Raw genomic sequence first — 11,806 nt, 5'->3', positions numbered from 1 at the left:
CGATCGCGCGCAGCGCCTCCAGGATCACCGCCGGTTCCGGATGGCCGGCGCCGTCCGCGCGGACCTCGGCAAACCGGATCGTCCCCGCGCGATCGGCGATCACCACCGCCGGGAACGGCAGGACCGACCGCCGCGCGCCCAGCATCGTGTCGGCACCCGGCTCGTGGAAGCCCAGGTTGAACGCGTCGATCAGGGTGTGCCGCACGTCCGCCGCGACGAAGCAGCTCAGATCGAGCCGCCGCTTGACCTCGGCGAGCCGCTGCGGCACCTGCGGGCTGACCGCGACCAGGTGCGCGTCGGTCTCCGTGAGCGCCGGCATCAGGGCCTGCTGATAGCGAGCGAGGGTCGCGTTGCACGGGTGCGAGGACGCGTACCGGAAGAAGACCAGCACGATCGGCCCGGTCATCCGCAGCCGGTCCAGATGGATCGCGCCCAGGTCGGCCTCGAGCAGCGGCATCGACGGCAACCGGTCGCCCGGCTTGACCATCCGATGCCAGATCGCATCCCGGTCGAACTGCCGGCGCAGCGCGTCCTCGTCCAGCCGACGCTGAGCCGGCGCCCCATGTCGCCGCACGGTGGTAGTCATCGTGTCCCCCTCACGGTGCTCCGTCATCAAATCCTACAATCCCGATAGGTCATGCGAGCTTATCACCCCACGGTGATCACTTCTACAGTGCTGGATTGCCCCGGTCCACGCCAACTCCGACCCGCGAGACCCTCGTCGCAGTTCCGAGTTCCCGCCGAGTGAGACGCTACCGGGCACCCGCGGCCGGCCCATCACGACCCGCACCGGGCCACCCCGGACAGGGAGCTGCCGGGACCGCGACCGCGCCGGCCCGCTGCCCGGGCACCGCCCGGCGGCCGGCCGGGAGCGCGGCCTGCACCGCCCGGCCGGCCGGGAGCGCGGCCTGCACCGCCCGGCGGCCGGCCGGGAGCGCGGCCCGTACCGCACCCGGCCGCTCCGGCCGCAGCACCACCGCGGCCAGCACCGCCGCCCCCGCCACCAGAACCGCCGCCGTCACCGACATCAGCGCGAACGCCGTCCCGTAAGCGACCTCCGCCCGCTGGAGCATCACCTCGGCCAGGTGCGGCGGCAGCGCCCCGGCTGCCGACATCACATCGGTCAGCGTCGCGCCCGGCGGCAGGTCGTACCCCGCCATCCCGTGCCGGAACGCCGCCACCGACAGCGAGCCGAGGACCGCGATGCCCAGGGCCCCGCCCAGTTCGCACCCGGTCTCGGTGACCGCCGCCGCCATGCCGGCCCGGGCGGCGCGCACCGTCACCACGACCAGTTCCGTGGTGAGGATGTAGACCGGGGCCAGCCCGACCGAGAAGATCACCATCCCGGTCACCACCGCCGGCAGGCCGCCCAGAGCCAGGATCGCGAAGCCCGCCGCCATCACCGCGAGACCCGCCGCGATGACCGGGCCCACCGGGAAGCGCCGGGCCAGCGCGGGGCCGAGGAACGACGAGCCCAGGTACGCGAGCACCGACGGCAGCGTCCACAGCCCGGCGGCGAGCGGCGACAACCCCATACCGAGTTGCAGGTAGAGGGCGATCGCGAGCTGCGTCCCGTACAGCACAAAATAGGAGAGTGCGTTGCTGATCAGCGCGACCGACACTCGGGCCTCGCGGAAGATGGTCAGGTCGAGCAGCGGCTGCCGCAGGCGGCGCTGGCGGCGCACGAACAGCACGCCGAGCAGGACGGCCAGCAGCATCGCGGCCGGCGGCAACGGGTGCCAGCCCTCGGCGGCGAGGCGCTTCAGCCCGTACACGAAAAGCAGGACCGCGGCCATGCAGCTCAGCGCGCCCAGGAAGTCGAAGCTGGTGGCGCCCCGGTCGCGCGACTCGGGCAACACCGCCGGGCCGATCGCCAGCAGCACCAGGACCGCGGGCACCGCCAGCAGGAACACCGAGCCCCACCAGAAATGCGTCAGCAGCACCCCGCCGACCAGGGGTGACGCCACTCCCCCTAACGAGAAGCTGGCACTCCACACCCCGAGCGCGGCGGCCCGCTGCCGGGAGTCGTCGAACATCACCCGGATGAGCGCCAGCGTGGACGGCATCAGCGAGGCGCCGGACAATCCCATCAGAACCCGGGCCGCGATGAGCTCGCCCGGGCTGGTCGCGAACGCGGCCAGCAACGACGACAGGCCGAAGCACGCGGCACCGGCCAGCAGCAGCCGGCGACGCCCCACCCGGTCGCCGAGCACCCCCATCGCGATCAGCGCGCCGGCCACCACGAACACGTAACTGTCCATGATCCAGAGCAGCTCGACACTGGTCGGGTGCAGCGCCGCGGTGACCTGCGGCGCCGCGAGATTCAGCACCTCGGCGTCGAGCGACACCAGCAGGCAGGGCAGCGACAACACGGCCAGACCGGCCCACTCTCTCGCACCGGCACGCATCTCCCACCTCCCGCGTCACGCAATGAGCGTCGTTATGACGTTACGCAGAAGACCCCACCGAATGCAACGTGAAGAACGCTCTTAACGCGTTATGATGACCGCGTGACTACGCCGATCGAGGTCATGCCGGTCGCCGAGCTGGTCGATCTCGTCAACCGCTGGGGCACCCTCCCCAGTGAGCTGGACGGGCGCCGCCCGGCCGCCGGCGATCACCCGCTGCGCGCCCTGGCCGACGAGTTGCACCCGGTCTTCGCCGCCTCTGACGACGGCACCCGGGCAACCCTGGTCACCGGACTCTTAAAAGCGGCAGGGGTACGCCCGGCGCTGGCCGACCGGGGCGGCGCCCTGCACGATTCCTGGACGGTCGAGGACCCGGACCAGTCCGCGCGGGCGTCGGCCGCCCTGACTCTGCGCCACCACCTGGCCGAGCACCCGGGCCGCATCGGCGTCTGCGCCGACCAGCAGTGCGCCGACGTCTACGTGGACGCCTCCCCGGCGGGCCGCCGCCGCTTCTGCTGCATAACCTGCCAGAACCGCTCCAGGGCAGCCGCCTTCCGCCGCCGCAAACAAATGGGCTAACGCAGGTATGCGAGCTCCGGCAGCTGCCGCTGGTACTGCGCGATCAGCCGGCGGGCCACCGGCACCGAATCCACCAGCGGATGGTGCGCCATGGCCCGGACCGCCACCGCCCGGGACCGCTCCGCCGCCGCGGTCAGCACCGCCCGCTCGGTGGCCTTGATCCGCCGCACCAGCTCGACCCCGTGGCCCGGCAGCGACGCCCCCGGCACCGGATGCGCCCCCGACCCGTCGACCCGGCACGGCACCTCGACCACCGCGTCGTCGTCCAGGGTTGTCAGGGTGCCCCGGTTGCGGACGTTCAGGATCAGGTCGGCCGGCGTCTCGGTGGCGATCGCCAGCATCAGGGCCAGGGCGATCTCCTCGTAGCCACCGCCCTCGGCCTCGGGACGCTCCCCCAGGCCCTCCTGCGCCAGGTAGGTGGCATCGCGCTGCCGCAGGGTCGCGCGCCACCGGACCAGCGGGTCGGCCGCCTCGTCGGACAGGCCGGCGTAACACTCGGTCTGCTGGCGCAGGAGGAACTCGCCGCGGGTTTCCGGTGCGCTCAGCGCCGCGCGTACCACCTCTTGGTTGTCGTAGTAGTAGTGCAGGTATTCGTTGGGTACCGCACCGAGCTCACGCAAGCGGGCCACGCCGAACAGGCGGCCCTCCTCGATGGTCTGCAGCGTCTCGTCGTCGGCCAGCAGGCGCGGCAGCCAGTCCTTGCCGTCCAGGTGGACGCCGGTGAGCCAGCCCAGGTGGTTGAGGCCGGCGTAGGAGAGCCGGGCGCTGCCGGGCGGGAGGCCCAGCGCGCGGACCACGCGGCGGCCCAGGCCGGCCGGCGAGTCGCAGATGCCGATCACGCGGTCGCCCAGGTGCGCGGCCATCGCCTCGGTGACCAGGCCGGCCGGGTTGGTGAAGTTGATCGTCCAAGCGTCCGGTGCCACCAGGGCGATGCGCCTCGCTATCGCCTCGGCCACCGGGAGGGTCCGGAGCCCGTACGCTATCCCGCCGGCACCCACCGTCTCCTGGCCGAGCACGCCCTCGGCCAGCGCCACCCGCTCGTCGATCACCCGGCCGGCCAGGCCGTGCACCCGGATCGCGCTGAACACGAAGTCGGCGCCGGTCAGCGCCTCGGTCAGGTCGGTGGTGACCTCGATTTGCGGGGCGCCCGGGAAGGTCCGCGCCTGCGCCGCCAGCACCCGCCCGATCGCCGCCAGCCGCCCCCGGTCGACGTCGTGCAGCACCACCGACGTGATCGGCGAGGCCGGGCGCAGCAACGCACCGTACACCAGCGGCACCCGGAACCCGCCGCCGCCCAGGATGGTGAGGCGCCTACCCGGCATGGGCGTCCGACAACCGGGCGATGGTGGCTCCGGCGCGCCGCACCGAACGCTGCTCGCCGCGCGGGATGACCTCGTCGAGGAACCGGTAGCGGCCGGCGACCGACGGGCAGCGGATGGCCGCGGCCCGCCACCAGTCGGCGATGTCGCCCCAGCCGGGCGCCGACAGCGAGCCGCCGAAATGCTGCACCGACAGGGCCCCGATCAGGTTGGCGAAGGCGAGCCGCTGGTCGAGGGGCCAGCCGAGCAGGGTGCCGACGATGAAGCCGGCCGTGAACACGTCGCCGGCACCGGTCGGGTCCAGGGCCTCGACCGGCACCGGCGGCGCGTGCACCATCTCGCCGGTGGCCGAGTCGACCGCGATGGCTCCGTCCGCCCCGCAGGTCACCACGACCAGCGGGACCAGGCCGGCCAGCCGGCGGGCCGCCTCCTCGGGGGTGGCGGCCCGGGTGTACTGCATGGCCTCGACCGCGTTGGGCAGGAACGCGTGGCAGTCGTCCAGCATCTGCAGGGCCTCGGCCGGCCAGGCCGCGCTCGGGTCCCAGCCCACGTCGGCGAAGACCAGCGTTCCCGCCTCCTTCGCCTGGCGGACCCACGGCAGGCGGTCCTTGGTGAGGCTCACCGACGCGGCCCGGGCCGGCGGGAGCGGGCCGACCAGGCCGTCCGCGTTCACCGGCAAGGGGTGGCCGTGGGTGATCATGCTGCGGTCCCGGTGGTAGGCCAGCGAGACGGTGACCGGCGAGTGGCCGTCGTGAATCCGGCGGGACGCGGTGAGGTCGATGTTTTCCTGATCGGACAGGATCTCGGCGCAGAAGTCGCCGTAGGCGTCGGTGGCCAGCGCGGTGCCCAGCCCGGTCCGCAGACCGAGCCGGGCCGCCGCCACCGCCAGATTCGCTATCCCGCCGGGGCAGGAACCCATGCCGGACGCCCAGACCTCGGTGCCCGGCCCGGGCAGTTCCTCGAGCCCGGTGAAGATGATGTCGAGATACACGACACCAGGAACGAACAGATCCAGTGCCGGGGTCATCCACCGATCCTAGATCGGATGTGCTAAATCGCTGGTGAGGCGCGTCTCAGATCCTGAACCCCGCGATGATCCGGCTGAGGTCGCGGCGGGTGCCGGTCAGGTCCGCGATGGACCGCTGGCTCTCGTCCACCGCGGTGGCCGCGGCGGTGGCCGCGGCGGTGGCCGCGGCGGTTCTGCACCCAGCCGTGAAAACCCGACATCGCTCCACCCACGCCCGTTGGTCTTCTTGTCCGACATTTGGTCGGCGGGCGCCGAAGTTACTGAGGGTTAGTCAGGGTGTCCTGAGCCACGGCTCCACCAGGAGCACCGAGCGGCCGGCGGCCGGCAGGCGCTCGACGGCGCCGTCAGCCAGGGACAGCCGGACGCCGATCGAGGGTTCCCGCGGGAAGTGCCAGGGCGGATGGCCGAACAGCACGTGCCCCTCGTCCTCCCAGACCGGTGCGCTGTAGGTGCCCTGCGGGGAGCGGCGGCCGTCCTCGGGCAGCCAGAACACCCGCGGCCGGACCTCGGGCGCCGCCCCGACCGGAAACAGCGTCAGGGCCGGCGGGTGCGACCGGACGGTCCAGAGCGCGGCGCCGCCGGCCGCCAGCCGGGCTCCCGCCTCGACCGGCAGCGTCACGGTGCCGCCGTCCGCCCGGGTCACCGCCGCACCCTCGATCGTCCGCCCGCAGGTCGCGCCGCTGACCGGGTCGACCTCCCGGACCGGATGCTGCACCACCACCGGCTCGCTCCCGGGCGTCCAGCGGAACACCTCTCCTTGTTCGGCGAAGAAAACCGAGTCCCGGTACGCCCCGAGGACGCCGATGCCCCGGTCGGCCGGCCACGGCATGGTCGTCACGTCCCCGGATTCGAGGTCGACCACCAGGAGCCGGTACCGCGACTGCCGCCGGTGGTATTCGCTGTCGACGACGGCGACCCGCCGGCCGTCCCCGGGCACGGCGAGCACCTGCTGCCGCACGGCGTCGACCTCGGTCACCCGCCCGCCCGCCGAGATCAGCCGGGCGGGATGGCCGTGCGCGACCACGAGCACGCCGGCCCGCGTCTCCAACGCCCGCGCGGCCCGCGCCGGCTGAAGGCGAGCCAGCTCAACCGCTTCACCGTCCCGCCAGACGAGCACCGCGCCGTCCGCCCGGACCACGCCGGCCCGCGGCGGCGCGCCGAAGGGCGGGGCGGGGGGCTCCTCCCGCCGGCCTCCCGACAGCGGCGTGAAGAACCCGGTGATGGTGTGTCCCGGGCGGTCGGAGTGGTGCGGCGATGCCGGACGCGGCGCCCGCGGCGGGGGCGGCGCGGTGGGCGCGGGCGGCGCGGGCGGTGCGGTGGGCGCGGGCGGCGGGGGCGGCGCGGTGGGCGCGGTGGGCGCGGTGGGTGGTGGGGTCGGGCGGCGGCCCGGTGAGAGCCGCAGCGGGTCGCCGCCGCCGGTGTGCAGCAGGCCGGATTCTTCGGCGAAGGCCAGCGCCGCGCGCAGGTCCGCCTCTGGAACCAGCAGCCGGGCGGCCAGCGCGGCGGCCGTGACCTCCAGCGCGGGCTCCGTCGTCCAACGCAGCAACGACTGCAGGTCTTCGGCGAGGCCGCCGTAGCGGCTGCGGGCGTCCTGCCAGCGCACCCCGCGCACCCGCTCGGGTGGCAGCGACAGCACCGTGTCGACCCGGGCCGGATGGCCCGCGGCATAGCGGTCCTGCTGCTGGTTGAGGATGCCGGCGGCGGCCAGCAGCGGCAGCGCGTCGCGCCGGCGGGCCACCGGAGGCACGCCCAGCTCGGCCGCTATCTCGTCGAGGCGGCGCCGGGAGCGGGCCAGGCGGTCGAGCACGGTGGCGCGCTGGTCGGCGTTGCGGCGGTCGAGGTCGGCGTGGCCGGTGGTCAGCGGAGCGCGCGGCGGCGGCCACATCGGCTCGTCGAGCCAGCCGGGCGGGCGGTGGTGCGCGCGGCCCCACGCGTCCACCTGGTCGGCGGTCACCGGGCCGCCGTGTTCGCGGGCCGCCGCGGAGACGACGCCGGCCAGTTCCATCGGCGCGTACTCCAGCTCGGTCTGCCAGCCGCTGTTGCCGGGGCCGGCCGCGGGGCGGGACCGCGCGTGCCACCCCGGCAGCCCGGGGCCCGGGCCGGGCCAGAATTGCAGCAGCCACCGGTCATCCGAACGCGTGACCCGGACCCGGTAGTCGCCGGGGGCGCCCAGGTCGAGGTGGACCGGCCCGCCGCCACCGCCGGTCAGCACCGTGAGCGTCAGCTCGCCGGACACGGCCCGGTACGGCGTCTCCATGGAGTCGCGGAAGTCGCCGGCGGGCGGCGGGCCGTCGTGGAGTTCCAGCCGCACCGTGTGGTGGCCGGAGCCGGCCTGACTCGTGAGCCAGCGGGCCCCGGCCCCGGCGAACGTGCCGGCCGGCTCGGACCCCTCGTCGCCGCCGGCCGGATCGCGCAGCACGATCAGGCCGTACTCCGGTGCGTAGTCGTCGCGCTCGAACCCCCGTACGAAAGCCACGACGATCAATCTACATTGGTCAGTCGGCCGCCCACGCCGCGTCGCCGGCACCGAGTGCCGCCGAGCGCCCGCCGACGATCTCGACCTGCCAGGGCAGCGCGGCGCCGTCCCGCTGCACCCGGATGGCGTCGCCCTCGCGGGTCACGGTGAACGTGCTGTCGCCGACCCGGACCACGGTGCTGCCCTCGGCCGGCTCGTGGACGATGAGCGTCACGCCGTCGCGGTGGTCGTAGTCGGGCCGGTCGGTACGGCTGCCGAACGGGATCACCGCACCGGGCCGCACCAGCAGCGGCACACTGTCGAAGCCGTGCGTCTCGGTCACCCAGGCCGGGCCCTCGACCACCTCGGACGTGCCGAACCTGGTCCAGCGGCCGGCCGGCACGTAGTAGCTGACCTCGCCCTCGGTGCTGAACACCGGGGCCACCAGCAGGTCGCCGCCGAGCAGGTACTGCCGGTCCAGGTGGGTGACGGCCGGGTCGTCCGGGAAGCCGACGACCATCGGCCGCATCACCGGCAGGCCCTCCTCGTGCGCCTGCCGCGCGGCACCCAGCAGGTACGGCATCAGCCGGTACTTGAGGTGGGTGAACTTGCGCAGCACGTCGACCGCCTCCTCGTCGAAGAGCCACGGCACCCGGTACGACTGGTTGCCGTGCAGCCGGCTGTGCGAGGAGAGCAGGCCGAACGCGATCCACCGCTTGAACACCGACGGGTTGGGCTTGCCCTCGAAGCCGCCGATGTCGTGGCTCCAGAAGCCGAAGCCGGACGACATCAGCGACAGCCCGCCGCGCAGGCTCTCGGCCATCGACTCGTAGGTGGCCGAGTTGTCGCCGCCCCAGTGCACCGGGAACTGCTGGCCGCCCACCGTGGCCGAGCGGGCGTACAGCACCGCCTCGCCCTCGCCGCGGGCCTCGCGCAGCACGTCGAACACGACCTGGTTGTAGATCTGGGTGTAGTAGTTGTGCATCCGCTCCGGGTCGGAACCGTCGTGCCACACCACGTCGACCGGCACCCGCTCGCCGAAGTCCGACTTGAACGCGTCCACGCCCATCTCGACCAGGGCGCGCAGCTTGCCGGCGTACCACTCGCGGGCGGCCGGGTTGGTGAAGTCGACCAGGCCCATGCCGGCCTGCCAGCGGTCCCACTGCCAGACGTCGCCGTCGGCCTTGCGGACCAGGTAGCCGTTGTCCCGGCCCTCGGCGAACATGGCCGAGCGCTGGGCGATGTACGGGTTGATCCAGAGACAGGTACGCAGGCCGCGGTCGGACAGCCGCTTGAGCATGCCCGGCGGGTCCGGGAAGATCCGCGGGTCCCACTCGAAGTCGCACCAGTGGAACTCGCGCATCCAGAACGTGTCGAAGTGGAACACGCTCAGCGGCAGGTCCCGCTCGGCCATCCCGTCCACGAACTTGTTGACGGTCTCCTCGTCGTACGGGGTGGTGAACGAGGTGGTCAGCCACAGCCCGAACGACCAGGCCGGCGGCTGCGCGGCGCGACCGGTCAGCCTGGTGTACTTGCGCAGCACGTCGGCCGGGGTGGGCCCGTAGATCACCAGGTAGGACAGCGTCTGCCCGGCCACGCTGAACTGGGTCCGGGACACCATCTCGCTGGCGACCTCGAAGGACACCTTGCCGGGGTGGTCGACCAGCACGCCGTAGCCGCGGTTGGTGAAGTAGAACGGGACGTTCTTGTACGCCTGCTCGCTGCTGGTGCCGCCGTCCTCGTTCCAGATGTCGACGCTCTGGCCGTTCTTGACGAACGGGCCGAAGCGCTCGCCGAGCCCGTAGACCGCCTCGCCGACGCCCAGGTCGAGCTGCTCGTGCACGTAGTGCTGGCCGTCGGCGGCCGAGGCGATGCCGATGCCCTTCCAGCCGCTGCCGGTGAGCCGCCTGCCGTCGGCGAGGAAATCCAGACCCCATTCGTCGCCGGGCCGGAAGCGTGCGGTCAGCTCGCCCGAGGTCAGCTCGGTGCCGGTCACCGTGACCGGGTGGTCCTCGGTGTTGAGCACGAAGTCCGGCCCCCGGCGGACCCCGCCCAGGAAGTGCCCGATGGAAACCCGGATGATGTCCGGCGCCGGCGCCTCGCAGCGGATCGTGATGATCGGCGCGTCCAGGGTGTCGCTGCGCTTGCGCACCGGCTTCGCGGTGGCGTACGCGGTCAGCGACGTCCCGTCCGTCTCAGTGTCGTGCAGCTGCGACGGGTGCAGCACGGCGAAGCCGTCGCGCTTGCGCCAATAACCATCGGTGAACTTCATGTGTGTCCTTACTACTTGATGGCGCCGGCAGTGATGCCGCGGGTCAGGGTGCGCTGGAAAATCAGGAAGAACAGCATCGCCGGCAGGATGCCGATCAGCGCCGAGGCGCTGGTGGTGGTCGCGTCCATCTGGCGGTCGCCCTGGAGCACGCCGAGGGCCACCGGCACGGTCTGCGTGTCGTTCGAGATCAGGAACACCAGCGGGAGAAAGAACTCGTTCCAGGTCCAGATGAAGAAGAAGGTGAACAGCACGCCGAGCGTGGGCCGGCTGACCGGGACCACGACGCGCCAGAGCGTCCGCCACTTACCGGCGCCATCGACGGCCGCGGCGTCCAGCAGCTCGGTCGGGAACTCGCGGTAGACCGAGGTCAACAGATAGGTCCCGAACGCGCCCTGGATGACTGTGAAAATGATAACTATCGATATCAGGTTGTCGTAGAGGTGTACCTCCTTCGACAGGAAGTACAGCGGGTAGACCAGCACCTCCTGCGGCAGCAGGTTGGCGACCAGGAAGAACACCAGGAACCATATCCGGCCCCGCACCCGGCCGATGCCGAGCGCGTACGCGTTCAGGATCGACAGGAGCACGCCGAGCACCGCGACCGACAGGCTGGTGACGAAGCTGTTCCAGAGCTTCTGCCCGAAGTTCACCCGGTTCCAGAACGCGACGATGCCGTCCCAGTAGAGGCCGGACGGAATCGACAGCGGCCCGTTACCGGCGTATTCGGCCGGGGTCTTCACCGCGTTGAGCGCGATGATCAGCAGTGGCGCGATCACCAGCAGGACCAGCGCCAGCAGCACCGCCAGCACGACGACGCGCACCGGCCGGCGCGGGCGCACCGGGGCGACGGCGGTCATCGGCCGGCCTCGCTGCGGTTCTGGAGGCGAAGGAACACGAAGGCCAGCACGATGATGATCACGGTGAGCACGGTGGAGATCGCCGAGCCGTACCCGACCTGGGCCTTCTCGAAGAAGTTCTGGTACGCGAAGTACGACGGCACCAGCGTGGCGTTGCTCGGGCCGCCGCCGGTCAGCACGAAGATCTGGCCGAAGATCTTCAGCGCCGCGATCGTGGTGGTCACCAGCACCACGTAGAACTCCGGCCGGACCAGGTGCACGGTGATCTTGCGGAACCGCTGCCACCAGGACGCGCCGTCCAGGTCGGCCGCCTCGTACAGCTCCGGATCGATGCGCTGGAGCCCGGACATGAAGATCACGATCGGGTAGCCCAGCTGCACCCACACCATGATCGCCATGACGCTCCACAGGGCGTAGCCGGGGTCGCCGAGCCAGTTCCGGGCCAGCGCGTTCAACCCGACCGTGTCCAGGATCCGGTTGAGCGCGCCGTAGTCCGGGTGCAGGATCCAGCCCCACACGATGCCGGTCACCGCGACCGGGATGACCTGCGGGACATAGAAGCCGGAGCGCAGGACCGACGCCCAGCGGTTGTTGAACTGCTTCGCGATGTAGTCGAACAGCACCGCGGCCAGGACCAGCCCGAGCAGCGTCGGCACCACGGCCATGGCAAAGATCAACTGCAAGATGTGACCGAACGACGCCCAGAACCGTTCATCCTGGATAAGCCGGGTGTAGTTGTCGAGCCCGATCCAGGTCGGGCGGCCCACCCCGGTCCACCGGGTGAAGCTGATGTACACCGTCATCAGCAGCGGCACCACGATGACGACCAGGGACAGGATCACCCCCGGGAGCAGGTAGATGGCGTAACCACGGCGGCCGGCCACGTGTC

Annotated in this window: 10 protein-coding genes; 1 reads left to right on the top strand and 9 read right to left on the bottom strand. The window is 72.1% G+C overall.

What is annotated here, in order from left to right; genetic code table 11:
- A partial coding sequence (locus Ari01nite_RS29555) for a redoxin domain-containing protein (RefSeq protein ID WP_203785490.1) occupies positions 1 to 586 on the bottom strand: 586 nt, incomplete at its 3' end.
- Between the two features lie 166 nt (positions 587 to 752).
- Positions 753 to 2,408, bottom strand: a complete 1,656-nt coding sequence (locus Ari01nite_RS29550; protein ID WP_203785489.1) for an MFS transporter — start codon at positions 2,406 to 2,408, stop codon at positions 753 to 755.
- A 102-nt stretch (positions 2,409 to 2,510) separates the two neighbouring features.
- Between Ari01nite_RS29550 and Ari01nite_RS29545 the strand changes: the two genes are divergently transcribed.
- Positions 2,511 to 2,987 (top strand): CGNR zinc finger domain-containing protein, encoded by a 477-nt coding sequence (locus Ari01nite_RS29545; protein ID WP_203785488.1) that lies wholly within the window; start codon positions 2,511 to 2,513, stop codon positions 2,985 to 2,987.
- On the opposite strand, the gene Ari01nite_RS29540 is transcribed toward Ari01nite_RS29545, so the two are convergent.
- The 7 genes from Ari01nite_RS29540 to Ari01nite_RS29510 form a co-directional block, all read right to left on the bottom strand.
- Positions 2,984 to 4,309: a 6-phospho-beta-glucosidase gene (locus tag Ari01nite_RS29540; RefSeq protein WP_203785487.1), complete on the bottom strand. Its 1,326-nt coding sequence runs from the start codon at positions 4,307 to 4,309 to the stop codon at positions 2,984 to 2,986. The genes Ari01nite_RS29545 and Ari01nite_RS29540 overlap by 4 nt on opposite strands.
- Positions 4,299 to 5,333, bottom strand: coding sequence for a carbohydrate kinase family protein (locus tag Ari01nite_RS29535; protein WP_203785486.1), 1,035 nt, complete (start codon positions 5,331 to 5,333; stop codon positions 4,299 to 4,301). The genes Ari01nite_RS29540 and Ari01nite_RS29535 overlap by 11 nt, the downstream gene beginning before the upstream one ends.
- A gap of 46 nt (positions 5,334 to 5,379) precedes the next feature.
- Entirely contained in the window at positions 5,380 to 5,541 is a 162-nt protein-coding gene (locus Ari01nite_RS29530; protein ID WP_203785485.1) for a hypothetical protein, read from the bottom strand.
- A gap of 63 nt (positions 5,542 to 5,604) precedes the next feature.
- Entirely contained in the window at positions 5,605 to 7,809 is a 2,205-nt protein-coding gene (locus tag Ari01nite_RS29525) for a DUF6042 family protein (RefSeq protein WP_203785484.1), read from the bottom strand.
- 19 nt (positions 7,810 to 7,828) lie between these two features.
- Positions 7,829 to 10,060 (bottom strand): alpha-xylosidase, encoded by a 2,232-nt coding sequence (gene yicI, locus Ari01nite_RS29520; protein ID WP_203785483.1) that lies wholly within the window; start codon positions 10,058 to 10,060, stop codon positions 7,829 to 7,831.
- Positions 10,061 to 10,071: 11 nt separating this feature from the next.
- A complete protein-coding gene (locus Ari01nite_RS29515; RefSeq protein ID WP_203785482.1) occupies positions 10,072 to 10,917 on the bottom strand; it encodes a carbohydrate ABC transporter permease in 846 nt (281 codons plus the stop codon).
- Complete coding sequence (locus Ari01nite_RS29510) at positions 10,914 to 11,801, bottom strand: carbohydrate ABC transporter permease (protein WP_203785481.1); 888 nt, start codon at positions 11,799 to 11,801, stop codon at positions 10,914 to 10,916. The genes Ari01nite_RS29515 and Ari01nite_RS29510 overlap by 4 nt, the downstream gene beginning before the upstream one ends.
- Positions 11,802 to 11,806: the final 5 nt, after the last annotated feature.

This window comes from Paractinoplanes rishiriensis (genome assembly GCF_016862375.1).
Classification (GTDB): Bacteria; Actinomycetota; Actinomycetes; order Mycobacteriales; family Micromonosporaceae; genus Actinoplanes; species Actinoplanes rishiriensis.
The sequence above is the reverse complement of the archived record's forward strand: the minus strand, read 5'-3'. Positions and strand labels throughout refer to the sequence as shown.

Excerpts from the sequence above, each read along its gene's own strand:
- Ari01nite_RS29540 (WP_203785487.1), bottom strand. The coding sequence starts at position 4,309 with ATGCCGGGTAGGCGCCTCACCATCCTGGGCGGCGGCGGGTTCCGGGTG.
- yicI (WP_203785483.1), bottom strand. The coding sequence starts at position 10,060 with ATGAAGTTCACCGATGGTTATTGGCGCAAGCGCGACGGCTTCGCCGTG.
- Ari01nite_RS29535 (WP_203785486.1), bottom strand. The coding sequence starts at position 5,333 with ATGACCCCGGCACTGGATCTGTTCGTTCCTGGTGTCGTGTATCTCGAC.
- Ari01nite_RS29550 (WP_203785489.1), bottom strand. The coding sequence starts at position 2,408 with ATGCGTGCCGGTGCGAGAGAGTGGGCCGGTCTGGCCGTGTTGTCGCTG.
- Ari01nite_RS29515 (WP_203785482.1), bottom strand. The coding sequence starts at position 10,917 with ATGACCGCCGTCGCCCCGGTGCGCCCGCGCCGGCCGGTGCGCGTCGTC.